Raw genomic sequence first — 24,272 nt, 5'->3', positions numbered from 1 at the left:
AAACAAGATCAACAGCGGATCCAGATTGAACGCAGTGAAGGTGGCCTTCACTGCAGGGGGCGAACGGGTCAGTCCTCTTCCGTTAGGAGGGCCTCTAGGGCGGGCAGCGCGGCGGCGAGTGCCTCGCGGTGTTCCTGGGAGAGCCGGTCGATACGCGCGCTCAGCTCGTGGATGCGGGTGGAGCGCACCCCGGAGAGCGCCCGCTCGCCCTCCTCGGTCACCGTGGCCAGCCACGCGCGCCGGTCGACCGGGTCCGACTCCCTGCGCACGTAGCCGGACTCGACGAGCGCGGCGACGATGCGAGACATCGTCGCCGCGGCCACGCCCTCCTTCGCCGCGAGGTCGCCCAAACGCAGCTGGCCGTACGCGCTGAGCGTCGCCAGCGCCGAGATGGCACCGTGACCGGGCCCCGGCGAGCCCGCCTGCCGCAGTGAGCGCGAGAGCCTGCCGATGGCGAGGAACAACCTGCCGGGGACGTCTTGCGACGACGTGGTCACCTAACGCTCCTTCGGGTACGCGCGCGCCGGAAATTGCGGTTCACCATACGTTGTGGCAGGTGCGGGCGCGCGTGAACCCGTCAGCGTGGCGGACTCGACGCGTGTGCCCAGAACCGCTGCGGAATGCGGCCTGCCGCACGGGCCAGCCTGCCCGCGGAGACGGCCGAGCGCATGGCGCAGGCCATCCGTTCGGGGTCCTGCGCCCGGGTGACGGCGGTGGACAGCAGCACGGCGTCGCAGCCCAGCTCCATCGCGAGCGTCGCGTCGGAGGCCGTGCCGATCCCGGCGTCGAGGATGATCGGCACGCTCGCGCGGGCCACGATCAGCTCGATGTTGTGCGGGTTGCGGATGCCGAGCCCCGTGCCGATCGGCGCGCCCAGCGGCATCACCGCCGCGCAGCCCGCCTCCTCCAGGCGCAGGGCCAGCACGGGATCGTCGTTGGTGTAGACGAACACCGTGAAGCCGTCGGCCACCAGCCGCTCGGCGGCGTCCAGTGTCTCGACGGGGTCGGGCAGCAGCGTGCGGTCGTCGGCGTGCACCTCGAGCTTGACGAGATCGGTCTCCAGCGCCTCGCGCGCGAGCTGAGCCGTCAGCACCGCCTCCGCCGCGCTGCGGCAGCCCGCGGTGTTGGGCAGCAGCGTGATGCCGAGCCGCCGCAGCAGCTCCAGCACACCGGAGCCGCCCTCGGCGTCGGCCCTGCGCATCGCGACCGTGGTCAGCTCCGTGCCCGAGGCCACGAGCGCACGCTCCAGGACGCTGAGGTTGGCCGCCCCGCCGGTGCCGATGATGAGCCGCGACGTGAGCTTGTGGTCACCGATCACCAGGTGATCGCCTTCGTCGATCATCTCTACCCTCCTTGCACGGCTGTGAGGATCTCCAGCCGGGCGCCGTCCGGCACGACGACCTCGGCCCAGTTCGCCCTGCGCACGACCTCGCCGTCGAGCGCCACCGCGACGCCCTGGCGCGGCGTGCCCAGCGCGGTCAGCAGGTCGGCCACCGTGCTGCCGTCGGGGAACTCCCGTTCCTCGCCGTTGATGTGGATGTGGATGTGCATCAGACTCGTTCCTCGCTGCGAATCCGGTTTGGGTGTGCCGCCGCGGCTCCCGGAGGCAGGGGCGCGTCCGCGAGCAGGGCGAGCACCGCGTCGGCGGTGACGGGCGCGAGCAGCAGCCCGTTGCGGTGATGGCCGGTCGCCGCGAGCACCCCGGAGCCGAGTTCGCCCAGGTAGGGCAGGTTGTCGGCGCTTGCGGCGCGCAGTCCGGCCTTCGTCTCGGTGAGTTCGTACTCGGCGACGGCGGGGAAGATCCGTTCGGCGCCCTCCAGCAGCTCGCGCACGCCGCGGGCGGTGGGGGCCGGATCGAACCCGGCCTCGTACTGCGTGGCGCCGAGCACCAGCTCGCCGTCGGCGCGCGGGACGAGGTAGACGGGCCTGCCCTCGACGAACGCGCGGACGGTGCGCGCCGGCGGCGGCAGGGTGGTCCGGCGGGCCCGCAGGCGCAGGATCTCGCCCTTCAAGGGGCGGACGTGACCGGTCAGCTCGGGGGCGAGCCTGCCGCTCCACGCACCGGCCGCGAGCACGACGGCGTCGAAGCCACGCTCTCCGGAGGCGGTGCGCACCGAGTCCCCGGTGACCTCCTCGGCCGCCTCGGCGACGAACCTCGCACCGTGCCGCCGCGCCGCGCCGAGCAGCGCGTCGAGGAGCCTGCGGTTGTCGACGGCGAGGTCGCCTGGCACCACGAGCCCGCCGCGGACCGCACCGGACAGCCCGCCCTCGGTGCGGCGCAGCTCGCGGCTCGTCACATAGGTCGCCTCCCGGCCCAGTTCTCGCAGGTACTCGCCGAGGACCCGCAGCTGTTCGGCGTCGGCGTGGTCGAACGCGGCGACGATCGTGCCCGAGTACGAGAGCCCGGGGTCGAAACCCTCGGCGGCCAGTTCGCGGGCGAAGGCCGGCCACCGCCGTAGCGATTCCTCCCCCAGCTCGAGCACGGCCTCCTCACCGGGCCAGGCCTCGGTGACCGGCGCGAGCATCCCGCCTGCGACCCACGAGGCGCCACGGGCGGGATCGGGGTCGAACACCGTCACGCGGTGTCCGGAGGCAGCGGCACGCCATGCGATGGCCAGGCCGATCACACCGGCGCCGACGATCGCGAGGTTGGGGTTGCTGGTCATTGGAATCACGCTCCCTGCGCCGGCATGATCCGGATCAGGTTCCACGGTCGGAGCGGCGGCTCCCTCTCAGCCCGTGCCTCGGGCTCCCGTGCGGACGTCCCCCACCGTACAGGGCCGTACTACGGTGACGCCATGCCCGGCCTCAATGGTGATCAGATCCGCCAGCGCCTCGCGGACGCCCGCCTCTACCTGTGCACCGACGCCCGTCTCACGCGCGGCGACCTCGGCGAGTTCGCCCGCGCGGCGCTCGCGGGTGGTGTCGACATCATCCAGCTGCGTGACAAGACCGGCGGCGCGCCGCTGGAGGCGCGCCAGGAGCTGGCCGCGCTGGAGGTGCTCGCGCAGGCGTGTGCGGAGTACGGCGCGCTGCTCTCGGTGAACGACAGGGCGGACGTCGCGCTCGCGGCGGGCGCCGACGTGCTGCACCTCGGGCAGGACGACCTGCCGGTGACGGTCGCGCGCCGCGTGCTCGGCGACGAGCCGGTGATCGGCCGCTCGACCCACTCGGCGGAGCAGGCGCGTGCGGCAGCGGCGGAACCCGGCGTGGACTACTTCTGCGTCGGGCCGTGCTGGCCGACCCCGACGAAACCCGGCCGTGAGGCTCCCGGGCTCGACCTGGTGCGGTCCGTGTCGGGCGGCATCGACACGGACCGTCCGTGGTTCGCCATCGGCGGCATCGACCTCGGCAGGGTGCCCGAGGTGCTGGCCGCGGGAGCCGACCGGGCCGTCGTGGTCAGGGCCATCACCGAGGCCGACGATCCCCGTGACGCGGCCGCCGAGCTGCGGAAGGGACTCACGGCACCGCTTCGGGCGTGAGCTCGAGCCCGCCGCCGCCCTGCCCGCCCTGGTCGCCGGGCAGGGGCAACTGCTCCTCCGTCGGGGTGGGCTCGGAGGAGCTGCTGCTCGGCGATGGCTCAGCCGGCGGGGGCTGCTGCTCCTCGGTCGGGCCGGGGGTGCTCTCCTGCGTGGGCGTGTTCTCCCCGGTGGTCTCCGTGGAGCCCGTCGGCTCCTGCTGCTCGGTGCTGGGCTGCTGACCCGGCTGCTGCTCCCGGTGCTCGGTCTGGCCGGAGGTGTTGCCGACCAGTTCGTTCACCGTGCTGCGCCCGTTGCCGGACAGTGAGCTTCCGGTCGCCAGCTCGAAGCCGGTCACCACGAACATCCCGATCACGAACGCCGCGACGCTCGTGCCGACCAGCAGCGGCCAGCGGCGCTTCCACCACGCCCGCCGTTCCTCGGCCGGGGGCTCGTCGCCCCCCTCGCCCGGTTTGGGGAGGAACACCGTCTTGGTCTCGTCCGGCTTGGGCAGATATCTCGTTCGCTCGTCACCGGGCACCGGCATCCGGGTGGTGGGCACGGTGGGCTGGTCGGCCACCGCCGTCCGTTGCTGCACCTTGGTCTGCCAGCCGCGCGCGTCGGTGATCGCGGCGGCCATCGCCTTGGCCTTTTTGGTGGCTTCCTTCGTGGTCTTCAGCGACCGCAGGTAGACCTCACTGCCCACAGTGGTCACGATGCTGACCACACCGGCGCCCAGCACGGTCCCGTACACACCCAGCGACGACCCCAGGAACGCCGCCGTGATCGCGGCCAGTGCGGCCGCGATCACCTGTGCGGGCTTGAGGCCGGACTTCTCCGTTTCCTCTTGCTCTTCTTTCTGCTTCTCCCTAGTCATGATTCCGATCGCTCGCGCGGACTCGCCGTCTCCAGAACCCTCAACGTATTTATCGCCGGAAACGATCCCGGCGTTGCCAAGAGTGAGCACGGACACGGCGATCCACAATGGACTTTCTTGATCTCACACTGAATTCACGTGAGACCACGAAGATCACCGCGCCGTCCCGAAAACCGCCAAGGCCTACGCGTACCCGGCGGCGGGTCCGGTCAACCCGCTCGCCGGGAAATCGATCAGAACTCAGGGCCTGCTGAGCGTGGTGACGAACTTGTAGCGGTCACCCCGATAAATCGAACGCACGAACTCCACCGGTTTGTCGCCCGCAAAGGAGTGCCGGGAGAGCAGCAGCACCGGCATTCCGACATCGGCGCCGAGCAGCTCGGCCTCCTGGGGCCCGGCGAGCGAGGTCTCGATCGTCTCCTCCGCGCGGTCGAGCACCACTCCGTAGCGCTCTCGCAACGCAGCGTAGAGGGACCCACCCTCGGCGATCTGTTTGCGCAGGCCACGGAACCGGGCGAGCGGTAGGTGGGTGGTCTCCAGCGCCATCGGCTCCCCGTCGGCGAGCCGGAGCCGCTTGAGCTTCAGCACCTTCGCGCCGGTGCGGATACCGAGCAGCTTCGGCAGCTCACCCTCCGCGACGATCTCGTCGATCTCCAACAGCTTGGACGACGGCTCGCGGCCCTGCGCCCGCATGTCCTCGGTGTAGGACGACAGCTGGAGCCGCTGCGCCACCTTCGGCTCCGCGGCGAACGTCCCCTTACCCTGGACGCGGTGCAGCCTGCCCTCGGCTGTCAGGTCGGCGAGCGCCTGACGGACCGTCGTCCTCGACACGCTGAAGTCACCGGCGAGCGCCCGCTCGGTGGGAATGGGTGAACCCGCGGGTAGCGCCTCGAGCAGATCGAGCAGATGCTGTTTGAGCGCCCAGTACTTCGGCTCGCGCTGGCCACGTGTGCCGGATACCGAACCCGACGAACCCCCGGAAACCGTCTCCAACATGACCGACTCCTTACCGGAACGCCTCACTGCCTCACACCTCACTTGCAAAACTACCCTGCGCGCCCGCCGATGGACCCGTCTACTATTGGTCTAGACCTCGACGGGTGACGAGAGGACCATCGTGATAGAGGGCAAACCCGGCCGGAATATGACGGCCGAGATCGATGAGCAACCCGACATTCTCGCCGGGCTCGTCGAGCACCGGGCCGACATCGCCGAGACCGCCCGCGCGATCGCCGCCACGCCGCCGAGGTTCGCGTTGCTCGCGGCCCGTGGTTCGAGCGACCACGCGGCGTTGTACGCGAAGTACCTCATCGAGGTACTTCTCGGGCTGCCGGCCGGGCTCGTGTCGCCGTCGGCGACCACCCTCTACGGCGCCCGGCCCGACCTGCGCGACGTGCTGCTGATCTCGGTGAGCCAGAGCGGCGGCTCCCCCGACCTGCTGGAGGTCACCGAGTCGGCGCGCAAGCAGGGCGCGCTGACCGTGGCCGTGAGCAACACGCCGTCGTCGCGGCTGTTCTCGGCCGCCGAACTGGGCGTCGACATCCGCGCGGGCGAGGAGCACGCGGTGGCCGCCACCAAGACCTACACGGCGACGCTGCTCGCGTTGTACCTGTTCATCGACGCCGTGCGCGGCGGCACCGGCGAGGACGTCCGTGACATCGGCGAGCTGGCGAGGCGGACGCTGGAGGAGTCGCAGGCCGGTGTCGGCCGCGCCGTCGACCGGTACCGGTTCGCCGATCGGGTCATCGCCGCGGCGCGCGGCTACTCCTACGCCACGGCGCTGGAGGCGTCGCTCAAACTCGCCGAGACGAGCTACCTGGCCACCCGCGCCTACAGCGGCGCCGACCTGCTGCACGGCCCGGTGGCCGCCGTCGACGAGGAGACCGCGGTGCTCGCGGTGACCAGCAGGGGCCGGGGCGGCGCCGCGATGGGTGACGTGCTCGGCGCCGTCGCCGAGCGGGGCGCCGACGTGCTGACCGTGGGGTCGGCGGCCTCCGACATGCCGGGTGCGCTGCACGTGGACGTCCCTGAGACGGTGGAGGAGGTGGCTCCCGTGCTGGAGGTCCTGCCGGTGCAACGGCTTGCGCTGGGCCTCTCGCTCGCGCGAGGCGGCGACCCGGACAACCCGCGCGGACTGCGGAAGGTGACGAAGACCCGGTGAGGTACGTGGTGGGCGTTGACGCGGGCGGCACTGCCACCCGCGCGCTGGCGGTCGGCGCCGACGGCACGGTGCTCGGCACCGGCAGGGCGGGAGGCGCCAACCCGAACTCGCACCCTCCCGAGCAGGCCGCCGCCGCCATCGCGGGGGCCGTGACGGCCGCGCTCACCGGCCTCGGGCCTTCGGAGCCGAGCGCGTTCGTGATCGGCATGGCCGGCGCGAGCAAGCTGACCGATCCCGCCGTCGCCGAGGTCTTCGACCGGGCGTGGCGTGGTGCCGGTTTCGGCGTGACCCCGCGCGTGGTGTCCGACGCGGAGGCCGCGTTCGCGTCGGCGACCGAGGACGCGGACGGCACCGTGCTGGTCGCCGGAACGGGCTCCATCGCGGGCCGCATCCGCAAGCGGCGCATGGTGTCGGTGGCAGGCGGTTACGGCTGGCTGCTCGGCGACGAGGGCTCCGGGTACTGGATCGGCAGGGAGGCCGTGCGGGCCGCGCTGGACGTGCTGACCAGGGGCGGTGAGGCCGGGCCGCTCGTGCGGGCCGTGCTCGCCGAGACCGGCGTCGAGGAGGACCAGCCGAAGGCACACCACCGGCTCATCACCGCGGCCAACGCCGAGCCGCCGGTGCGCCTGGCGCGCTTCGCGCCGCTGGTGAGCGAGGCCGCCGGGACCGATCCGGTTGCCGACGCGATCGTCGGAAGGGCCGCCGCCTGCCTCGTCGAGCTCGCCCTCGCCGCGAGGGAGCCGGGCGAGCGCACCCCGGTGGTGCTCGTCGGCAGCGTCCTCGGCGAGAACGGCCCGGTGGGAGCCGCCGTGCGCGAAGGGCTCAGCGGGCTCGACGTGCGCAGTGACACCGACGGCGTGCTCGGCGCGGCGTGGCTCGCGGCGGTGGACGCGTTCGGCGAGCACGCACCGCGTCCGAAACGGGTACCGTAGGCAACGGGGCCCCCGGACCTCCCCCTCGCCGGGGGCCCTCGCTCACTGCGTCTGGGGATGCCGCAGCCCGGGATGGCTCTCCGGGAGCGTCCGGTACAGCACCCAGCCGCTCACCGCCACCGTCAGGGCCACCAGCGGCCACGACAGCACCGTGCGCGCGACGCCCAGTGCCACCACCTCGCCCGCCCACCACAGCGAGCCGTACACGAGCACTCGCAACGTGTACTGCAGGAACACCCAGATCCAGCTCGCCCGGGAATAGGCCCTCAGCAGTGCCGGATCCTTGCGCCACCTGGTCTTCTGCCCGAGCGCGAAGCCCACGACGACGCCGAGCAACGGCCACCGCACCACGATGCTCGCCGCCCACAGCAGCGCGCTGGCCACATTGGACAGCAGCTGGATGAGGAAGAAGTCCTGGGCCCGCCCGGTGTGCAGCGCGATGAGGGCGGCGGCGACCACGGCGGCGAGGCTCACCACCACCGCGCGGGCCTTGTCCCCGCGCACCAGGCGGAACGCGCCCACCGCGACACTCACCGCGATCGCGGTCAGCGCGCCCCAGCCGATGGAGGAGCCGGTGGCGAGCCAGCCGACCACGAACGCGACGGGCGGCAGGCTCGCGTCGATCGCACCCTTGCGCCCGCCCAGCAGACTCGCGAGCGACTCGCGGGAGGGGGCGGGTTCGGTCGGGGTGTCAGTCACGTGTCCAGCCTGCCTCATTCGCGAAGTTAGGTCACCCTTCGCAGGTTACATTCGCCACACGCCTGAGCACGATCTTGTAATACGCGTGCGTAGGTGGCCGACGAAGGAAGACACTATGACGTCCGATCAAAGATCCGGACACCGTAGGTGGGACTGCGGGCGGGCGTCCGGTTGTTGATCGACACGAGAAGGGGTTCACAGGGCGTTGTCGGAGGGAGACCTCGTGACCGGGTACAACAGCTACGTCGCGATCGGAGACAGTTTCACCGAGGGGCTCAACGACCCCTTGCCGGACGGCAGCTTCCGAGGCTGGGCCGACCGCCTGGCCGAGATCCTCGCCGACGGACGCTCCGAGTTCGCCTACGCCAATCTCGCGATCAGGGGGAAACTGCTCGCCGAGATCATGAGTGAGCAGTTGCCGATCGCGCTCGAGACCCGTCCCGACCTGGTCACGGTCTGCGCAGGCGGCAACGACATCATCGTGCCCGGCGCCGACGTCGACGCGGTCGCGTCGGCCTTCGAGGAGGGCATCGCGGCGCTGCGCGCGGCCGGGATCGAGGTCGTGATCTTCACCGGCCCCGACACCAAACGCATGTCGGTGATGAGCATCCTGCGGGGCAAGGTCGCCATCTACAACGCACACCTGTGGGCCATCGCGGAGCGGCACGGCGCGAAGGTCGTCGACCTGTGGGCGATGGACGCGCTGCACGACGTCCGCGCGTGGAGCGACGACCGCCTGCACTTCACGCCAGAGGGCCACCGGCGGATCGCCCTGCGGACCGCCGAGGTGCTCGGGGTGCCGACCGCAAGCGACTGGCGTGAGCCGTGGCCGGAGACCGACGGGCACCCGAACTGGCTCATGCTGCGCCGCTCGGACCTCGAGTGGACGAGGGTGCACCTACTGCCGTGGATCCGCAGGCACCTGCGCGGCGAGTCGATGGGCGACGGCATCACTCCAAAGCGCCCGCGCCTGACCCCGCTCGCCGAGCGCCCCGCCGGCACGACCCTGATCGAACCCGCTGAGAACTAGGCGGCGGCCGGCCACCGAACTGCAGTGAAGGCCACCATGCCTGCGTTGAACGCAGTGATGGTGGCCTTCACTGCGGCCGCGGCGAGCCGGCACGTTTCGCGCTTCCGCGAGCGCGCGTTTACAGTCGGTTCATGTCCGGTGGTGGAGGCCGGCCGTGGCTGGTTCCGCTCGCGCTGCTGGTGACGGGCGCGCTCGCCTTCCTCGCAACTCGATTCGAAGCCGATGGGATCGAGTCGGATCTGCTTGCCCGGTCACGGTCCGCACTCGCCGACGCCGGGCTGCCCGGCGCGTCCGTCAGCTTCGAGGGCAGGGACGCGACCGTTTCCGGACTGTCCGCCCGCGAGGCCGAGTGGGCGGTGGGCGTCGTGGCAGGCGTGGAGGGGGTTCGCGCCGCCGATGCGGCGGAGTCCACCCCGCGACGCGAACCCGGGGTACCCGAGGATGCCCGGCAGCGGCTGCAAGCCGAGCTGGACGGCCTGCTGGCCACGCAGCCGATCTCGTTCCAGCCGGACACCGCCGTGCTCACCCCTGAGGGCGAGAGCGCGATGACCGCGGTGCTCGAACTGCTCGGCACCACGCCCACGGACATTCGCTTCGAGGTCGGCGGGCACGTCGCCCGCCTGCCGGGCGGGGACCCGGCCGGCGCGCGGGCGCTCTCGCAGGAGCGGGCCGACGCGGTGGCCCAGCGGCTGATCGCGTCGGGCATCGCCAACACGAGGGTCACCGCCATCGGCTACGGCGACACACGTCCGCTCAGCCCGAGCGGCGACACCGGCGCCGACCGGCGGGTGGAGATCACGGTGCGGTGAGAAGGGGGAGAGCGATGCTGTGGTTGTTCGGGCAGATCTGGCTCTGGCTGCTGATCTCGTTCGCGCTCGGCGCCGGGCTCACCGCCCTGCTGTTCCGGCGCCCTGCGCGACAACGCCCGCCCGAGCGTCCCGTCCCGCCTCCCGCGGCGCCCCCACCGGCCGAGGCCGAGGAGACCCGGCATCTGCCTGCCACCGGCGCGCTGCTTCCGGAACCCTCGCCTGACCACAGCCATCAGGAGGGCACGCTCCCGCCCCGGCGGGCCTGGCACGTCCGCAACGAATGGCCCGACGAGCAGGACGCGGCGGCGAGCGAGGACCAGGAGTCCCGGCGAGGCGGCTGACCCGCCGCTCACCCGCTGCTGATAAATTCGCTGCACCCGGTCACCCCCTGCCAGGCGGGTGTGGGTCTCCGGGTGCGTTCGAGGACGAGGTAAGGAACGTTGATGCCGCTCCCGCACTGGACCTCGGACAACGTGTTGCCACCCGGCCGTCACCCCGCCGATCTCTCCGACCTCTACGAGCGGTTCGTGTGGGACGCCCCGCACCGCAACGAGCGCGAGGTCCTCTTCAGCGCACTCAGTGGCTACCTCGGCGTCGTGACGCGGCTGATCCCGTCCGGGCGAGCCTGGATCAGCGGCACCATCACCGTGCGCAGCGAGCAGCTGCCGCAGGACGTCGACGTGGTGCTGATCCCCGACGACTGGGGCAGCCTCAAGCGGCTCGGCGGCCCCGCCCGCGCGGCGCTGTACGGGCAGCTCACGCTGCGCGGCGTGATCGCGGAGCAGCCCGCGATGTACCTGGAGCAGGTGCAACCGGTCGGCGGTCTGCTCGACGGGTTCCTCTGCCATCCCGGGGACGAGGAGGCGTGGGAACAGACGTGGTCCCGCGGCCCGGCCGACGGCATCGTCAAGGGCTTCGCGGAGGTGACCTGGTGAGCGTCTTCCGTGGCGTCGCCGAGAACATTCCCGGCGGCACCTGGCTCGACGACCTGGCGAGGGCGTCGGCGATGGCCGCGCATGCCAAGTTCGAGCGCACGTGCCGCTCGCCGCTACTGCGGGTGTCGCTGCTCGGGTCCTCCCAGCTCGACGCGTACACCTTCTCCGACATCAGCAAGGCGCTGCAGGACGCGACGGCCAAGATCGGCCACATCGTGCGCAACCCGCAGCAGGAGATCACCTACGTGCAGCCCGCCGACCGCGAGAAGGCGCCGCTGATCCAGCGCGGGCAGGCGGGCAACGCGATGTTCTTCGGTTTCCCTGAGACGGCCGCGCCCGACGCGCTCATCAACGACGGCATCGAGACGCTGTCGGAGCGGGCGGTCAAGGAACTGTGCGACTTCCTGCCTGCCAACGGCTCCGACGACGGCGCGCTCGATGCGGTGCTGCTGCAGCGCGACACCGTGCGCAACGCCGTGAGCGACATCGTCAACGCGGTGATGAAGACGTCGAGCCTAGGGCTGTCGCTGACCCCGACGAGCGGCGACGAACTGATGCGCAGCATGACCACCGAGCAGGCGCGCGTGCTGCAGAGCAGCCTGCGCGAGTCTCGCGAGGACGTCGGCTACGAGACGGTGACCGGCAGGCTCGACGGCGTGCGGACCCGGCGGCGCATCTTCTACCTCGAGCGCGACACCGGCAGCACGATCCAGGGCGCCGTCGCGCCGGACCTGCTCGACGAGATCAAGCTCAACCTCGACCGCCCGGTCACGGCGCGGCTGCGCGTGGTCAGGACGACGACGATCGATGGACGGCGGGGCCGCCCGGTGTACGAACTGCTGGAGATCCACTCGGAGACGAGCCTCTTCGACTGAGGCGGCTCGTCCCCTGCCATCCGCGGGCAGGATGCGGAACGAGCGGAACCGGGGCGGCAACGGGGTCATCGCCCGGTAGTCGCGCTGGTCGAGCGTGAAGACGCGGTCGGTGTGGTACCGGTGGGCGAGCACCAGCGGAGAGATCGCGAGCGTCTCGGTCTCGGGCGGACATGAATACGGCCCCGTGCCACCAGTCCCGATCTGGTGGCGCGGGGCCGTACTCACTCGTACTCGCTTCGTGACCGACGGTGCGGACTCACCCCGAGCAAGGAGCCACCCGCGCCACTGGGGCCACGATCACCTCATCGGTAACGCGACGAGGTGTGCGACACGGTAACAGGCCGCGCCGAGGCGGCTACAACCACCCCGGCACGCCTTGTTACCAATCGCTTACCCGGAGGCCACGGGTCAGCGAGTGACGGGGGTGAAGTCCCTGCTGCCGATGAAGGTCGGCCGGGGCTTGCTGGCCGCGAACGGCTCCTTCAGCGCGTTCTCGACGCTGTTGAACACCAGGAAGATGTTCGAGCGCGGATACGGGGTGATGTTGTTGCCCGAGCCGTGCATGATGTTCGAGTCGAAGAACAGCGCGGAGCCCGCGGGACCCGTGAACTGGTCGATCCCGTACTCGGCGGCGAGCTTGGTGATGTCATCCTCGCTCGGGACGCCGATCTCCTGCTCCTTCAGCGACGCCTTGTAGTGGTCGTCCGGCGTGGCGCCGACGCACTGCACGAACGTGCGCTGCGAGCCGGGCATCACCATCAGGCCACCGTTGAAGGGGTAGTTGTCGGTGAGCGCGATCGAGCAACTCACCGCGCGCGGCTTCGGCATCCCGTCCTCGGCGTGCCACGTCTCGAAGTCGGAGTGCCAGTAGAAGCCCGAGCCCTTGAACCCCGGCATGTAGTTCACGCGGCTCTGGTGGATGTAGACCTCCGAGCCCAGGATCTGCCTTGCCCGGTCCAGGATGCGCGGGTCGCGCACCAGTTCGCTGATCAGCTCGCTGATCTTGTGCACCTCGAAGATCGACCGGACCTCGCCGGACTTCTTCTCGGTGATCACGCGCTCGTCGGCCTTGAGCTGGGAGTCCGACGAGAGCCGTACGAGTTCCTGCCAGTAACCCTGCACCTCGGCGGGCGACAACAGGCCCTCGATGATCGTGTAGCCCTTCGCCTCGTGTGAGGCGAGTCCGGCCGCGTCGAACGGCCCGTCTCCCTCGGCGCCCCACACTGTGGGATCAGCCCGTTCGAGCAGCTGCGCCTCACCGACCACACGGGTTGGATAACTGTCCTCAATCCGGCTCTCTGCGAGAGTCAAAATACTCGCCTCCTACGAGTGCCACTCTTTTGTTTGTTTTCTGTGCCCCCTCGGGGTTCGCGATGCGGCGTGCCGGGGCCGCTCGACCCCGGCACGCCTATCGCGACGTCTCGGCAGTCAGTCAGTCTTCCTCGACCACGAGCGGGTACACGCCGTTCTCGTCGTGGACCTCGCGCCCGGTGACCGGCGGGTTGAACACGCAGACGGTGCGCATCTCGGTCTTCGGCCGGACCTGGTGCTTGTCGTGGTCGTTCAGCAGGTAAAGCGAACCGGGCTTGAGCTGATGGGTCTCGCCGGTCGCCTTGTTCGTGATCTCGCCCTCGCCCTCGACGACGAAAACGGCCTCGATGTGGTTGGCGTACCAGAAGTCGTTGACGGTACCCGCGTACAACGTGGTCTCGTGCACCGAGAAGCCCGCCTTGTCCTTGGCGAGCAGGATGCGCTTGCTCCGCCAGTTCGGCGTCTTGATGTCGGCGTCGGTGTCGGTGACCTCGTCGAGTGTGCGGACGATCAAAACGTACTCCCTTTCTCCTGTACGAAAACTGACTCAGCGCGACAGCACGGACTTCACGGAGTCCGTGATGATCTCCAGGCCCTGCTCGATCTCGGCGTCGGTGGTGGTCAGCGCGGGCAGCAGCTTGACGACCTCGCCGTCGGGACCGGACGTCTCCATGAGCAGGCCGCGGTCGAAGGCCGCCGCGCAGACCTTGCCCGCCACCTCGCCGGTCGGGAACTCGAGGCCCCTGGCGAGGCCGCGGCCCTTCGCGACCAGGTTCGCCTCGGGGTGATTCTCCACCAGCTCGGTGAACACGGCGCCGACCCGCTCGCCCTTGGCCTTGGTGGACTTCTCCAGCTCGTCGTCGCGCCAGTAGGTGCGCAGGGCCTCGGTGGCGGTGACGAACGCCGGGTTGATGCCGCGGAAGGTGCCGTTGTGCTCACCAGGCGACCACACGTCGAGGTCGGGCCGGATGAGCGTGATCGCGAGCGGAAGGCCGTATCCGCCGATCGACTTCGAGAGGCAGACCATGTCCGGCTCGATGCCTGCCTCCTCGAAGCTGAAGAACGGGCCGGTGCGACCGCACCCCATCTGCACGTCGTCGAGGATCAGCAGGATGTTGTGCCGCTTGCAGAGCTCGGAGAGGCCCTGCAGCCACTCGAGCCGCGCGGCGTTGATGCCGCCCTCGCCCTGCACCGTCTCTACGATCACGGCGGCGGGCTCGTTCAGACCGCTGCCGGAGTCCTCGAGCAGGCGCTCGAAGTAGAGAAAGTCGGGGTAGGCGCCGTCGAAGTACTGGTCGTACGGCATCGGCGTGGCGTGAACCAGCGGGATGCCCGCGCCGCCGCGCTTCATCGAGTTACCGGTCACCGACAGCGCGCCCAGGGTCATCCCGTGGAAGGCGTTGGTGAAGTTGATGACCGATTCCTTGCCGGTGATCTTGCGCGCGAGCTTGAGCGCGGCCTCGACCGCGTTGGCGCCCCCGGGGCCGGGGAAGATGACCTTGTAGTCCATCGAGCGCGGCTGGAGGATCACCTCGTTGAGGGTCTCCAGGAAGTCGCGCTTGGCAACGGTGAACATGTCGAGCGCGTGGGTCACGCCGTCGCGCGAAATGTAGTCGATCAGTGCTTTCTTCAGCACCGGGTTGTTGTGCCCGTAGTTGAGCGCACCGGCTCCGGCGAAGAAGTCAAGGTACGCTTTGCCGTCCTCCGCGTAGAGCCAACTGCCTTGCGCTCGATCGAACACGGTCGGCCAGCCACGGCTGTAGCTGCGCACCTCGGATTCGAGCGTTTCGAAGATGCTCACCTTGCTTCGTCTCCTGCTTTATCGGGCGAAAACAATTGTTGGGTTTTCGCTTTCTAGCGCCCAGTCTCATCGTGGGCTCGCACGAGCGGACCGATGCGGAACAGGTCCTCCGGCTCGTGCTCATCGGGAAAATCACTCGCCGCGAACAGCTCGGACCGCTCGAGAGGGGCGTTCCATCGCTTGGCGAAGGAACCGAACAGCCGGATCGACGCTTCGTTGTCCGGCGTGATCGTGGTGTCCAGGTAGCGCACTCCGTCGGCGACGAGGCGGTTGAACAGCGCGTCGAGCAGCTTTCCTGCCAGGCCGCGGCCACGCTGGGCGTCGTCGACCGCGACTTGCCACACTAACGCGGTGTCGGGCGCGTCGGGCCTGCGATAGCCGATGACAAACCCCACAGTATTTCCATCGACCTTGGCGACAACAGAAGTCTCAGCGAAATCGCGACACCACAACAGGTACGTGTACGACGAGTTGAGGTCAAGTTTTTGCGAATCACGCGCTATTCGCCACAGGGCGGCACCATCAGCTCGGGATGGCTTTTCGATCACCACGTGGCCCGCCGATTGATTATCGCCGTTGGCACGGATTGAGTGCTTTCCGGACATATTCAAGCAACGTAACAGAGTGCGTTACGCCGCTCAGCCCCAGATCGATGCGGACCCTCCGCCTACCTGCAACGACACAGAAACACATGTGACAATGCCGACAGAAATGTACCGATCATGGCGTCAGTTGTGCTATAAGCGCAGCACGTCCGGCCGCTGAGCTCTCAGCGGCTCACGTCTAGCACGGTAGTGGCACACGCCGTCGCACGCGAGGGGTCAGCCGAGCGCGACTCTGCGTCACCCTGTGTTCCGGCCAGGTTCGGCTCGAAGTCGGGGATTCGCAAACGACCGGTTCGAAGATCAACCGGTTCCGATCCCCATCGAAAGGTTTGCCGTGAACCGACGCCTGCGCAGCCTCGGCGTGCCGCTCGCCGCCGCGGTGCTCGCCACCGCCGCCGTCACCACGATCACGACGCTCGGACCCGTTGACGCCGACACCACCTCGGCTGCGAGTCCGGGCAAGCACCGCCAGGCGGTCGTCGCCGCCCACCGCGGCTCACCCGGCCTCGCGCCCGAGGAGACGCTCGCCTCCTACCAGCGCGCGCTGGCGGAAGGCGCCGACGTGCTCGAAGGCGACGTGCAGCTCACGGCCGACGGCGAGCTCGTGCTGGTGCACGACGACACGCTGGCCCGCACCACCGACGTCGAGACCGTGTTCCCCGAGCGAGCGCAGGGCCTGGTCGGCGACTTCACCCTCGCCGAGATCAAGCGGCTCGACGCGGGTTCGTGGTTCGACCCCCGTTTCGCGGGCCAGCGCGTGCCGACCGTGCGCGAGCTGCTGGAGCTCAACCGCGGCCGCGCAGGGCTGACGCTGGAGCTCAAAGCGCCGCAGAACAGCCCCGGTGTCGGTGCGAAGCTCGCCGAGGAACTGCGGGCGGCCGGGCTCGCCGACGGCGCGATCCTGCGCTCCGGCGCCTACCGCGTGAAGGTCCACTCCCGCGACGAGACCGCTCTGCGGGAGTTCCACGCGGTCGCGCCCAAGGTGCAGCTGGCGGTGCTGACCGGCGGCAAGATGCTCGACGACGCCATGCTCGACGCGCTCGCCGGCTGGACGGTGGGAGTGTTCGCCCACCCGCGCGTGACGACCGCGGCCGACATCGACCGGGCGCACGCGCGCGGGCTCAAGGTGTTCAGCGACCCGGTGGACAGTCCCGCGCAGATCGAGATGGCCCTGCACCAGCGGTACGACTGGGTGGTCACCAACCACCCGGAGACGGCGCTGCGCGTGCGCGCGGGCAAGGACGCGTTCCCGGGACAGGGCGCCGTCGTCGTCGACCACGTCTTCCCGAACCCGAGCGGCGACGACGTCCAGCCGGAGACCGGCGAGCACGTCACCCTGCGCAACACCACGGCCAGGCCGATCGACGTGAGCGGGCACTACGTGCGCGACGCGGCGAGCAACCTGTTGCGCATCGGCGACGGCTTTACGATCCAGCCCGGCAGCCTGCTGCGGGTCTACCCCGGTCCGGGCACGAACCGCCCGGACGCCGTCTACAACGGGCTGACCGCCGGGTTCCTGAACAACACCGGCGGCGACACGGTGACCCTCTACTCGCCGCGCCACCGGGTGCTCGACACCCACTCCTACATCGTCCCGTGACCGGTGGGGTGCGGCGTGGCCCCACGTCGCACCCCGGCCCGGTGCCCCGTCACGCCTGTCCGCACGACCTGGACACCGTGGTGATCCGTCCCGCCATGGGCGGACATCTGGCCGCTGCCGCCGACCCTCGCCGGCGCTGAGCCTTGGAGGACCGGCGAACGCTCGCGGCGACCTTTCGAGCGCCAGTGCCGTGCCGGTGTGCGCGGCACGGGTTCGCCGTGTCGAGCCGCCTCCTCTCCGGGCCGGGTGCCCGCGCGCATAGGTCCGCGTCCACGCCACGTGCGACGATGGAGCCATGCCCAAGAAGCTGCGCCTCACCGGCGACGCCGAGGCCGACAAGCTGCTCAGCAGCGACCCCTTCGCGCTGCTCACCGGTCTGCTCCTCGATCAGCAGTTCCCGATGGAGCACGCGTTCATGGGGCCGAAGAAGATCGCGGACCGCATGGACGGCTTCAGCATCACCAAGATCGCCGATACCCCTGTCGAGGAGTTCGTCGAGCTGTGCGTGCAGCCGCCTGCCATCCACCGCTACGGCGGATCGATGGCTCGGCGAGTCCACGCTCTGGCGAATCACGTCCTCGAGCACTACGACGGCAAAACGGACAGGATCTGGAAGTCCGGCAAGCCGGACGGCAAGGAACTGCTGCGGCGGGTCAAGGCACTGCCGGGCTACGGCGACCAGAAGGCCAGGATCTTCGTTGCGCTCCTCGGCAAGCAGCTGGGCGTGACGCCGGAGGGCTGGCGCGAGGCGGCGGGCGCCTACGGCGAGGAGGGCTCGCGCCGGTCGATCGCCGACGTCACCAGCGCCGAGACCCTCGCGGAGGTCCGCGACTTCAAGAAGGCGGCCAAGGCCGCGGCCAAGGGCGCAGGCTAGCTCGCGAACCGCTTGCGGTACTCCGTCGGGCTCAGCCCGGTTCGCCTGCGCAGCCGCGCCCTCAGGTTGGCCACGCTGCCCAGCCCGCTGCGGGAGGCCACGACGTCGAGTCGCTGCTCACCACGCTCGATGAGCCTGCACGCAAGGTCCACGCGTTCGGCCGTGAGCCAGCCGAGCGGCGTCGTGCCGAGTTCGGCGCGGAACCGGCGGTGCAGCGTGGCCTGGCTCATCGCTGCCCGAGCGGCGAGGTCGGCGACCGTCAGTGGCTGGTCCAGCCGCGCCTGAGCCCAGGCGAGCACCGGTGCGAGCGACGCGTCCGGTACCTCGGGCACCGGCCGTTCGATGAACTGCTGTTGACCGCCGTCCCGGTGCGCGCCGAACACCAGCCGCCTGCTCACTGCGTTCGCGATCTCGGCACCGTGGTCGCGCCGGACCACGTGCAGCCCGAGGTCGAGCGCGGCGGCGCTGCCCGCCGCCGTGAGCACGTCACCGTCGTCGACGAAGAGCACGTCCCGTTCCAGCCGCACCGACGGGAACCGGGCGGCGAAGACCTCCGCCCACCGCCAGTGCGTGGTGGCCCTGCGCCCGTCGAGCAGACCCGCCGCGGCGAGCGTGAACGCGCCGGTGCAGAAGCTCAGCAACCGGGCACCCCGGTCGGCCGCGGCGCGCACGGCGTCGAGCACGGCGGGCGCGGGCTCCACCTCGGGATCAGGCCGGTTCGGCACGAGAACCGTGTCCGCGGACTCCACCGCGTCGAGCCCGGCGACCTCGGACAGCGTGAACATGCCCAGGTGCATGCGAACGGCCGGCCGCGCCGAGCAGAGCACGAACTCGTACCAGTCCCGGCCGAGCTCGGGCCTGCGCAGCCCGAACAGCTCCGTCGCCACGCCCAGCTCGAACGGATTCGAGCCGTCGTCGACGATCGCCACAACGCGGTGCGGCGCGTGCGAGGAATCAAGCGACATATGCGATTCCTAGCACCCACGTGTCGGGCTCCGCTGACGAGGATGGAGCCATGACCGAACCGATCGAACTGACCGCCGCGCTGTCCACGTTCGACCAGCTCTGGAGCCCGCGCATCGTGACACAGGTGAACGACTACGACGTCCGTGTCGCCAAGGTCGCGGGCGAGCACGTGTGGCACGCACACGACGACACCGACGAGTTCTTCCTCGTCCTCGACGGCGAGCTGACGATCGCCCTGCGCGAGCAGTCCGGCGAGCGATCCGTCGTGCTCCCCAAGGGCGCGGTGTTCGTCGTGCCCCGCGGCACCGAGCACAAACCGTTCTCGAAGGACGGCGCCTCACTGCTGTTGTTCGAGCCGACCGGCACCCTCTCCGTCGGCGACCGCCACGACGAGCTGCCCGGCCACGTCGACGCCACCACCGGGCACGCGCTCAGCGGCTAGGAACGCCGCCGCTCAGCGGAGCACGATGCCGCGCACGAACGCGGCCTGCCCGACGTGCTGCAGGTCGTCGCCGATGACACTGACGAGCCGGACGCCCAGCGTCACCGGAGGGTCCCAGTTCTCGTCGACGACGACCTCCAGGTCATCGTCAGAGAGCCCCTCCACGTAGCCGATCGTCTGCTCGCACACGGCGTCGTGGTAGTCCACGAGCAGTTGCGGCGAGCCGACCCGCACCTTCGCGACGTCGGCGCTCGAGTGCCCATAGCCGATGTCACCTGCCGGGAACGGCAGACCGAACCGGTCGGCCCAGCCCTTCGCGGTCCAGACCTGGTCGAGGCCGGCCACGTCGGCGACGTGATCGTCCTGGACCCGCGTCAGGTGCCACACGAGCCACGCGATCGAGTTCGCGTCCTTGTCGACGCGGTGGGCCAGCTGCTCCCCTGTCAATCCGTCGACAGCGGCGTGCACCTCCTCCCGGATGCGGCCGAACGCGTCCTTCAGTAGCTCCACACTTCCCATGGCTCAATTGTGTTTGATCGGGACGCGGGCTGCCGCACACTTCAGGACGTGCCCCGCTCGGTCCCCGCTTGCGGTTCACCGCCCTCGCCCGCTCGTCGCCGTGGCGCCGGCGGACCCTGCGGTTCACCGGGTGCTCGCGGCGGCCGAACGGGGCGGAGCGCGAGGTCCGCGCGTGGTGCGCGACCCGACGGTCTCCGGATCGAGCCAGGACGGGACGCCGCTCAGCGCGGCGGTCGCGACGCGGCCGTGGGCCACCACGCCGACCATCACCACCGAGGGCACCCGCGTCGAGCGGCCCCGTTCGACCCGCTCGCCCCACGCGCCAAGCGGCCCGAAACCGACACCGACGGGCTCGCGGTCCGCAGTCCCACCGAAGGCTGCGCCGCACTGCCACGATCCGATGTACGTCGACTACCGCTCGGTGGCGATGCAGGACCCCGTCGAGCTCGCCGACGCCGAGTGCGGGTTCAGCGCTCCCACACCGGATTCGGTCGAGATCAACGACGGTCGGCGAGGCCTCTCACGGCAGGCGGGCGTGGCAGACGACCCCTGCGCTCGACCCCGCCTACGACCCCCTGTTCGTCCCGCGCGTTGCTCTTCTCCGCCGGCGTCCGAGGACCAGGCCCGAGGCCGCTCGCCCACACGCGCGACCGGCAGCCGGGTCTGCGCTGCGCCGGCGCACCCCTGGTGCGGCCGGACGTGGCGACCGGCGTGTGTGTCTGCGCCGAGGAGCTCGGCGGATCGCGAGCGAGCGGCGGCCCCGACGTCGCGATCGAGGCCGTCGACGAATCCATGCCAGACGAGCTGCTTGCGGCCAGAAACTGGCCGGAATCACGCATAGCGTGGTCGCACCGACAACGACAAGGAGTGGTGACCATGGACTTCAAGCTCGAACTCGTCAGTGTTCCGGTGTCTGATGTGGACAAGGCGAAGGCTTTCTATGTGGAGAAGGTCGGCTTCAACGCCGATCACGATCACACCGTGAACGACGACATTCGCTTCGTGCAGCTCACCCCGCCCGGCTCCGCCTGTTCGATCGCCATCGGCAAGGGGCTCTCGAAGATGCGGCCGGGTTCCGCCGAGGGTTTGCAGGTGGTGGTCTCCGACATCGAGGCGGCACGCGCCGAGCTCGCTGGCCGGGGTGTCGACGTCAGCGACGTGCAGGACTTCCCGTGGGGCCGGTTCGTGTTCTTCTCCGACCCGGACGGCAACTCCTGGGCTGTGCAGCAGATCCCCGCTCGTTCCTGAACCTCCTCTCGCTTCGTGAGCGCCTAACGCACCGCCGGCCGGGGAAACAGCTCGACGAAACGCCGAGCGGTCTCGTCGTCGCCCTCGACCTTGGCCTCTCCGTGACGCTGCGCCTCGGTGAGTTCCCGGCCCCCGAACACCACCGAGCGCAGCGTCGCGGCACCGGTCTCGATGACGGCGTCGGGCTCCTCGGCCGACCCGCGCCCCATGGTGAGATCCCCCTCGGCGACCTCGGCGTGGAACACGTCGCCGCTGACCCGTAGCTCCACCCCCAACCGCAGCCCCGCCGCGGCCTGCACGTCGAACGTCGTCCTCAACGCGAGCACGAGCGCATCCGGACTCAGTTCGGCGTCCGACGTCATCGGCGTGCGACTACCCCACCTGGCCAGCGCGAGCAGGGCGGGCTCGAGCCCCTGCCCGCGCTCGGTCAGTTCATAGGCCCACGCACTCGCCGGCGGCCCCAGCCTGCGCCGGCGCACTATCCCGGACTCCTCGAGCTCCCGCAGCCGGGTCGAGAGCACGTTCTGGCTGGCGTGCGGCAGCCCTTCACGCAGATCGGTGAACCGCTTCGGGCCGTTCAGCAGCTCCCGGACCACGAGCATGGCCCAGCGTTCCCCGACCAGGTTCAAAGCGCGGGCGAGGCCGCACGGGTCGTCGTAAGTGCGCTTGCCTGACATGCCTCCGAACTTACACTTCACAATCAGGACTGGCTAGTGCTAATTTAGGACCACAAGTCAGAGGAGGCGTCATGACCACACCGCGAACCACCGAGATCGAGACCCTGCCCCAGGGCGACGTTGCCCTGCTGGAGAGCGCGGTCGCCCAGCGGTTACTGCATTCGACGGAGCTCGCCCGGCTCGGCTATACGGCGAGAGACGGCACACCCCGGGTGCTGCCGATGCTGTTCCACTGGAACGGTGCCGAGGTGGTGATGTCCACGTTCGCGGGCGCACACAAGATCGCGGCCCTGCGAGAACGGCCGGACGTGGCGATCACCATCGACACGGCGACGGTTCCCCCGGAGATTCTGCTGATCAGGGGCAGAGCCGAGGTGACCGATGTGGACGGTGTCGTCGAGGAGTACGCCCTGGCACACCGGCGCTACTACGGTGAGGAGCAGGCGGCGGCGACGCTGGCCGAGGTCGACCGGCCGGGCACGCGCATGGCCAGGATCGCCGTCTTGCCGACCTGGGTCGGGGTCCTGGACTTCCAGACCCGCGTTCCCGGCGTGCTGGGAGGTGTGTCGTGAGTGCGACGTTCGTGCTGCTGCCCGGCGCGGGCACTGACTCGTGGTACTGGCACCTGGTGGCCCCGCGGCTGCGCGCGGAGGGCTTCGATGTCCTGACCCCCGACCTGCCGTGGACGGACGACGCCTCCGGGTTGGCGGAGTACGCCGACGTGGTGGTGGAGGCGATCGGCGACCGGAAGGACGTCGTGCTCGTGGCGCAGTCGATGTCGGGTTTCGTCGCCCCGATGGTGTGCGAGCGCGTGCCGGTCAGCCTGCTCGTCCTGGTCGCGGCGATGACGCCGAAGCCGGGCGAGTCGCCTGGCGAATGGTGGGCCGCCACCGGTCAGGAACGTGCGCAGCGAGAGCAGGCCGAGCGCGACGGCAGGACCGTGGACTTCGATCCTCGCGAGCTGTTCTTCCATGACGTACCCGCCGACGTCACCGCGGAGGCGTTCGAACGGGGCGAGCGGAACCCGTCCGACACGCCGTTCGAGAAGCCGTGGCCGCTGGCCGCGTGGCCGGACGTGCCGACCAGGTTCCTGCTGTGCCGCGACGACCGGCTGTTCCCCGCTGACTTCCAGCGCCGCGTCGTCCGGGAGCGACTGGGGATCGTGCCCGACGAAATGGACGGCGGCCATTTGCCCGCGCTGGCCCGGCCGCACGAGTTGACGAGGAGGTTGCTCGACTACGTGCGCTCCGGCTGAGCCGGCGGCAGGTTTGCCACCATCGCGTCGACCGTCGCGGGGGACAACATCTCGTCGGCCACGAGACCGGCGAGGCCGACGAAGGCGCCGTTCTCGCCGAGCTGGGACGGTTCGATGTCGAGGTTGCGCAACGCACTCGCATGGGCGTTGGCCTCAACCGTGCGCCGTAGGGCCTCGAGAAACGGCGGCAACACTCCGATCGCGCCACCCACGCGCACATAGCGCGGGTTGACGATGGTGACCATCGTGGCCACCACCGTGCCAACGAGGCGGCCGGCCTCCGCGGCGGCGCGGACGGCGTCGCCACGACCCTCGCCAACCCTGCGGACAACGTCGGCCAGGGTGCGGACACCGGTGGAGCGGAGGTCGCGGGTCAGGGCCTGGCCACTCGCGCTGGCGGCGACACACCCTCGGCGGCCGCAGCTGCACCGCTGCTCACTGCCCTCGATGCGCATGTGGCCGATCTCGCCGGCGGAGCCGCTTTCACCGCGGTGGATGCGGCCGGAGATCACCACGCCCGCGCCGATCCCGGTGCCGACCTTCACACCGATCAGCGCGGAGTCCGGTCGGCCCATGGCGTAGTAGTCGCCGAGGGCGAGCGCGTTGGCGTCGTTCTCGAGCAGCACCGGCACGCCGAACGCTTCGGCGAACGGTTCGCGCAGGGGCTTGCCGTTCCAGTCGGGCATGGTGGGCGGCGCCACGGTGACGCCACGCTCGTGGTCGATCTGGCCCGGCACGGAGAGCGCCATGGCGCACAGGGTGTCGGCCCTGTCCGTCCGGTTCAGGAGGTCGCGGCCGGCGTCGAGCAGCACCGGCACCACCTCCTGCGGACTGTGGCGCACGGGCAGGCGATGGTCGTCGCGGGCGAAGACGGTGCCGCGCAGGTCTGTCACGGCGAGGGTCGCGTGGCTCTGGCCGAGGTCGGCGACGAGCGCGGTGCGGCCGGTGTCGTTGACCTCGAGCACCTCGGCACGTCTGCCGCCGCTGGATTCGCGGTGCCCGGACGCGCGGACGAGACCGAGGCGGCGCAGCACGTCGAGCCGCTCGACCATCGTCACCCGCGACAGGCCGACCCGTTCCTGGAGTTCCTGGCGGGTCAGCGGTCCCTCTGCGCGCAGGACGCCGAGAACGCGTCCCGGCGAGGTGGGACTCGTCTGCGTCGACTTGGTCACGAGCACGTTGACAATATCCCTCAGAG

30 protein-coding genes and 1 riboswitch are annotated in these 24,272 nt (G+C 70.2%); of the genes, 14 read left to right on the top strand and 16 right to left on the bottom strand.

Annotated elements, in window-relative coordinates; translation table 11 throughout:
* Positions 1-68 precede the first annotated feature (68 nt).
* The 4 genes from FCN18_RS34315 to thiO all read right to left on the bottom strand — a co-directional run bounded on the left by FCN18_RS34315 (position 69) and on the right by thiO (position 2,666).
* Positions 69-497: a MarR family winged helix-turn-helix transcriptional regulator gene (locus FCN18_RS34315; protein WP_137097109.1), complete on the bottom strand. Its 429-nt coding sequence runs from the start codon at positions 495-497 to the stop codon at positions 69-71.
* An 80-nt stretch (positions 498-577) separates the two neighbouring features.
* Positions 578-1,342, bottom strand: a complete 765-nt coding sequence (gene thiG / locus FCN18_RS34310; RefSeq protein WP_113645108.1) for a thiazole synthase — start codon at positions 1,340-1,342, stop codon at positions 578-580.
* Positions 1,343-1,344: 2 nt separating this feature from the next.
* Positions 1,345-1,545, bottom strand: a complete 201-nt coding sequence (gene thiS / locus FCN18_RS34305) for a sulfur carrier protein ThiS (RefSeq protein ID WP_112264734.1) — start codon at positions 1,543-1,545, stop codon at positions 1,345-1,347.
* 5 nt (positions 1,546-1,550) lie between these two features.
* Positions 1,551-2,666, bottom strand: a complete 1,116-nt coding sequence (thiO, locus tag FCN18_RS34300; protein ID WP_137097106.1) for a glycine oxidase ThiO — start codon at positions 2,664-2,666, stop codon at positions 1,551-1,553.
* Positions 2,661-2,766: riboswitch (TPP riboswitch) on the bottom strand. Its footprint overlaps the gene before it by 6 nt.
* Before the next feature lie 32 nt (positions 2,767-2,798).
* Here thiO and thiE point away from each other — a divergent pair.
* On the top strand, positions 2,799-3,482 hold the full coding sequence (gene thiE / locus FCN18_RS34295; RefSeq protein ID WP_112264589.1) for a thiamine phosphate synthase: 684 nt from the start codon (positions 2,799-2,801) through the stop codon (positions 3,480-3,482).
* On the opposite strand, the gene FCN18_RS34290 is transcribed toward thiE, so the two are convergent.
* Entirely contained in the window at positions 3,460-4,335 is an 876-nt protein-coding gene (locus FCN18_RS34290) for a hypothetical protein (RefSeq protein ID WP_137097105.1), read from the bottom strand. The two genes, thiE and FCN18_RS34290, sit on opposite strands and share 23 nt — an antisense overlap.
* Before the next feature lie 240 nt (positions 4,336-4,575).
* The gene (locus FCN18_RS34285; RefSeq protein ID WP_112264592.1) at positions 4,576-5,331 is read right to left on the bottom strand and encodes a GntR family transcriptional regulator; all 756 of its coding nucleotides are present in this window, start codon (positions 5,329-5,331) and stop codon (positions 4,576-4,578) included.
* Positions 5,332-5,479: 148 nt separating this feature from the next.
* On the opposite strand from FCN18_RS34285, the gene FCN18_RS34280 reads away from it, so the two are divergent.
* A complete protein-coding gene (locus tag FCN18_RS34280) occupies positions 5,480-6,496 on the top strand; it encodes an SIS domain-containing protein (protein WP_137097114.1) in 1,017 nt (338 codons plus the stop codon).
* Positions 6,493-7,428 (top strand): N-acetylglucosamine kinase, encoded by a 936-nt coding sequence (locus tag FCN18_RS34275; protein WP_113645107.1) that lies wholly within the window; start codon positions 6,493-6,495, stop codon positions 7,426-7,428. The genes FCN18_RS34280 and FCN18_RS34275 overlap by 4 nt, the downstream gene beginning before the upstream one ends.
* A gap of 42 nt (positions 7,429-7,470) precedes the next feature.
* Here the strand turns inward: FCN18_RS34275 and FCN18_RS34270 are convergent, their stop codons facing one another.
* The gene (locus tag FCN18_RS34270; protein ID WP_228714263.1) at positions 7,471-8,127 is read right to left on the bottom strand and encodes a DUF3159 domain-containing protein; all 657 of its coding nucleotides are present in this window, start codon (positions 8,125-8,127) and stop codon (positions 7,471-7,473) included.
* Positions 8,128-8,350: 223 nt separating this feature from the next.
* Here FCN18_RS34270 and FCN18_RS34265 point away from each other — a divergent pair, with 223 nt between their 5' ends.
* From FCN18_RS34265 to FCN18_RS34245, 5 genes are all read left to right on the top strand, one after another.
* The gene (locus tag FCN18_RS34265) at positions 8,351-9,157 is read left to right on the top strand and encodes an SGNH/GDSL hydrolase family protein (protein ID WP_112264600.1); all 807 of its coding nucleotides are present in this window, start codon (positions 8,351-8,353) and stop codon (positions 9,155-9,157) included.
* Between the two features lie 131 nt (positions 9,158-9,288).
* Positions 9,289-9,966 carry an OmpA family protein gene (locus tag FCN18_RS34260; protein ID WP_112264602.1) on the top strand — a complete coding sequence of 226 codons (678 nt, stop codon included), beginning with the start codon at positions 9,289-9,291 and terminating at the stop codon, positions 9,964-9,966.
* 14 nt (positions 9,967-9,980) lie between these two features.
* The gene (locus FCN18_RS34255; protein ID WP_112264604.1) at positions 9,981-10,307 is read left to right on the top strand and encodes a hypothetical protein; all 327 of its coding nucleotides are present in this window, start codon (positions 9,981-9,983) and stop codon (positions 10,305-10,307) included.
* 102 nt (positions 10,308-10,409) lie between these two features.
* The gene (locus FCN18_RS34250) at positions 10,410-10,901 is read left to right on the top strand and encodes a DUF6932 family protein (protein ID WP_112264606.1); all 492 of its coding nucleotides are present in this window, start codon (positions 10,410-10,412) and stop codon (positions 10,899-10,901) included.
* Positions 10,898-11,776 carry a hypothetical protein gene (locus FCN18_RS34245; protein WP_369973662.1) on the top strand — a complete coding sequence of 293 codons (879 nt, stop codon included), beginning with the start codon at positions 10,898-10,900 and terminating at the stop codon, positions 11,774-11,776. Before FCN18_RS34250 ends, FCN18_RS34245 begins: the two co-directional genes overlap by 4 nt.
* 408 nt (positions 11,777-12,184) lie before the next feature.
* Here the strand turns inward: FCN18_RS34245 and thpD are convergent, their stop codons facing one another.
* The 4 genes from thpD to ectA all read right to left on the bottom strand — a co-directional run bounded on the left by thpD (position 12,185) and on the right by ectA (position 15,493).
* On the bottom strand, positions 12,185-13,087 hold the full coding sequence (gene thpD / locus FCN18_RS34235) for an ectoine hydroxylase (protein ID WP_112264608.1): 903 nt from the start codon (positions 13,085-13,087) through the stop codon (positions 12,185-12,187).
* Positions 13,088-13,208: 121 nt separating this feature from the next.
* Positions 13,209-13,601: an ectoine synthase gene (locus FCN18_RS34230; protein WP_110343203.1), complete on the bottom strand. Its 393-nt coding sequence runs from the start codon at positions 13,599-13,601 to the stop codon at positions 13,209-13,211.
* Between the two features lie 33 nt (positions 13,602-13,634).
* Complete coding sequence (gene ectB, locus FCN18_RS34225) at positions 13,635-14,888, bottom strand: diaminobutyrate--2-oxoglutarate transaminase (RefSeq protein WP_112264610.1); 1,254 nt, start codon at positions 14,886-14,888, stop codon at positions 13,635-13,637.
* 53 nt (positions 14,889-14,941) lie between these two features.
* Positions 14,942-15,493: a diaminobutyrate acetyltransferase gene (gene ectA / locus FCN18_RS34220; RefSeq protein ID WP_112264612.1), complete on the bottom strand. Its 552-nt coding sequence runs from the start codon at positions 15,491-15,493 to the stop codon at positions 14,942-14,944.
* Between the two features lie 334 nt (positions 15,494-15,827).
* Between ectA and FCN18_RS34215 the strand changes: the two genes are divergently transcribed.
* Positions 15,828-17,093, top strand: a complete 1,266-nt coding sequence (locus FCN18_RS34215) for a glycerophosphodiester phosphodiesterase family protein (RefSeq protein ID WP_137097104.1) — start codon at positions 15,828-15,830, stop codon at positions 17,091-17,093.
* 295 nt (positions 17,094-17,388) lie between these two features.
* Positions 17,389-17,967 (top strand): HhH-GPD-type base excision DNA repair protein, encoded by a 579-nt coding sequence (locus tag FCN18_RS34210; RefSeq protein ID WP_137097103.1) that lies wholly within the window; start codon positions 17,389-17,391, stop codon positions 17,965-17,967.
* Here FCN18_RS34210 and FCN18_RS34205 read toward each other — a convergent pair.
* Positions 17,964-18,932, bottom strand: coding sequence for a helix-turn-helix domain-containing protein (locus FCN18_RS34205; protein WP_112264618.1), 969 nt, complete (start codon positions 18,930-18,932; stop codon positions 17,964-17,966). The two genes, FCN18_RS34210 and FCN18_RS34205, sit on opposite strands and share 4 nt — an antisense overlap.
* Before the next feature lie 50 nt (positions 18,933-18,982).
* Between FCN18_RS34205 and FCN18_RS34200 the strand changes: the two genes are divergently transcribed.
* Positions 18,983-19,375 (top strand): cupin domain-containing protein, encoded by a 393-nt coding sequence (locus FCN18_RS34200; RefSeq protein ID WP_113645102.1) that lies wholly within the window; start codon positions 18,983-18,985, stop codon positions 19,373-19,375.
* A gap of 12 nt (positions 19,376-19,387) precedes the next feature.
* On the opposite strand, the gene FCN18_RS34195 is transcribed toward FCN18_RS34200, so the two are convergent.
* Positions 19,388-19,894, bottom strand: coding sequence for a mycothiol transferase (locus FCN18_RS34195; protein WP_112264622.1), 507 nt, complete (start codon positions 19,892-19,894; stop codon positions 19,388-19,390).
* A 123-nt stretch (positions 19,895-20,017) separates the two neighbouring features.
* A complete protein-coding gene (locus FCN18_RS39320) occupies positions 20,018-20,167 on the bottom strand; it encodes a hypothetical protein (protein ID WP_158303229.1) in 150 nt (49 codons plus the stop codon).
* Between the two features lie 603 nt (positions 20,168-20,770).
* Between FCN18_RS39320 and FCN18_RS34190 the strand changes: the two genes are divergently transcribed.
* Positions 20,771-21,142, top strand: a complete 372-nt coding sequence (locus FCN18_RS34190) for a glyoxalase superfamily protein (RefSeq protein ID WP_113645101.1) — start codon at positions 20,771-20,773, stop codon at positions 21,140-21,142.
* Positions 21,143-21,165: 23 nt separating this feature from the next.
* On the opposite strand, the gene FCN18_RS34185 is transcribed toward FCN18_RS34190, so the two are convergent.
* A complete protein-coding gene (locus FCN18_RS34185) occupies positions 21,166-21,819 on the bottom strand; it encodes a winged helix-turn-helix transcriptional regulator (protein WP_112264624.1) in 654 nt (217 codons plus the stop codon).
* A gap of 71 nt (positions 21,820-21,890) precedes the next feature.
* On the opposite strand from FCN18_RS34185, the gene FCN18_RS34180 reads away from it, so the two are divergent.
* A complete protein-coding gene (locus tag FCN18_RS34180) occupies positions 21,891-22,391 on the top strand; it encodes a pyridoxamine 5'-phosphate oxidase family protein (RefSeq protein ID WP_112264626.1) in 501 nt (166 codons plus the stop codon).
* Positions 22,388-23,074, top strand: a complete 687-nt coding sequence (locus FCN18_RS34175) for an alpha/beta fold hydrolase (protein WP_137097102.1) — start codon at positions 22,388-22,390, stop codon at positions 23,072-23,074. Before FCN18_RS34180 ends, FCN18_RS34175 begins: the two co-directional genes overlap by 4 nt.
* Here FCN18_RS34175 and FCN18_RS34170 read toward each other — a convergent pair.
* A complete protein-coding gene (locus tag FCN18_RS34170) occupies positions 23,056-24,246 on the bottom strand; it encodes an ROK family transcriptional regulator (RefSeq protein WP_113645192.1) in 1,191 nt (396 codons plus the stop codon). The genes FCN18_RS34175 and FCN18_RS34170 overlap by 19 nt on opposite strands.
* Positions 24,247-24,272 lie beyond the last annotated feature (26 nt).

The organism is Prauserella endophytica (genome assembly GCF_005146945.1).
GTDB classification, from domain to species: domain Bacteria; phylum Actinomycetota; class Actinomycetes; order Mycobacteriales; family Pseudonocardiaceae; genus Prauserella_A; species Prauserella_A endophytica.
The sequence above is the reverse complement of the archived record's forward strand: the minus strand, read 5'-3'. Positions and strand labels throughout refer to the sequence as shown.

Excerpts from the sequence above, each read along its gene's own strand:
- thiG (WP_113645108.1), bottom strand. The coding sequence starts at position 1,342 with ATGATCGACGAAGGCGATCACCTGGTGATCGGTGACCACAAGCTCACG.
- thiO (WP_137097106.1), bottom strand. The coding sequence starts at position 2,666 with ATGACCAGCAACCCCAACCTCGCGATCGTCGGCGCCGGTGTGATCGGC.
- thiE (WP_112264589.1), top strand. The coding sequence starts at position 2,799 with ATGCCCGGCCTCAATGGTGATCAGATCCGCCAGCGCCTCGCGGACGCC.
- FCN18_RS34290 (WP_137097105.1), bottom strand. The coding sequence starts at position 4,335 with ATGACTAGGGAGAAGCAGAAAGAAGAGCAAGAGGAAACGGAGAAGTCC.
- FCN18_RS34285 (WP_112264592.1), bottom strand. The coding sequence starts at position 5,331 with ATGTTGGAGACGGTTTCCGGGGGTTCGTCGGGTTCGGTATCCGGCACA.
- FCN18_RS34280 (WP_137097114.1), top strand. The coding sequence starts at position 5,480 with ATGACGGCCGAGATCGATGAGCAACCCGACATTCTCGCCGGGCTCGTC.
- FCN18_RS34260 (WP_112264602.1), top strand. The coding sequence starts at position 9,289 with ATGTCCGGTGGTGGAGGCCGGCCGTGGCTGGTTCCGCTCGCGCTGCTG.
- FCN18_RS34255 (WP_112264604.1), top strand. The coding sequence starts at position 9,981 with ATGCTGTGGTTGTTCGGGCAGATCTGGCTCTGGCTGCTGATCTCGTTC.
- FCN18_RS34250 (WP_112264606.1), top strand. The coding sequence starts at position 10,410 with ATGCCGCTCCCGCACTGGACCTCGGACAACGTGTTGCCACCCGGCCGT.
- ectA (WP_112264612.1), bottom strand. The coding sequence starts at position 15,493 with ATGTCCGGAAAGCACTCAATCCGTGCCAACGGCGATAATCAATCGGCG.
- FCN18_RS34210 (WP_137097103.1), top strand. The coding sequence starts at position 17,389 with ATGCCCAAGAAGCTGCGCCTCACCGGCGACGCCGAGGCCGACAAGCTG.
- FCN18_RS34205 (WP_112264618.1), bottom strand. The coding sequence starts at position 18,932 with ATGTCGCTTGATTCCTCGCACGCGCCGCACCGCGTTGTGGCGATCGTC.
- FCN18_RS34200 (WP_113645102.1), top strand. The coding sequence starts at position 18,983 with ATGACCGAACCGATCGAACTGACCGCCGCGCTGTCCACGTTCGACCAG.
- FCN18_RS34195 (WP_112264622.1), bottom strand. The coding sequence starts at position 19,894 with ATGGGAAGTGTGGAGCTACTGAAGGACGCGTTCGGCCGCATCCGGGAG.
- FCN18_RS34190 (WP_113645101.1), top strand. The coding sequence starts at position 20,771 with ATGGACTTCAAGCTCGAACTCGTCAGTGTTCCGGTGTCTGATGTGGAC.
- FCN18_RS34185 (WP_112264624.1), bottom strand. The coding sequence starts at position 21,819 with ATGTCAGGCAAGCGCACTTACGACGACCCGTGCGGCCTCGCCCGCGCT.
- FCN18_RS34180 (WP_112264626.1), top strand. The coding sequence starts at position 21,891 with ATGACCACACCGCGAACCACCGAGATCGAGACCCTGCCCCAGGGCGAC.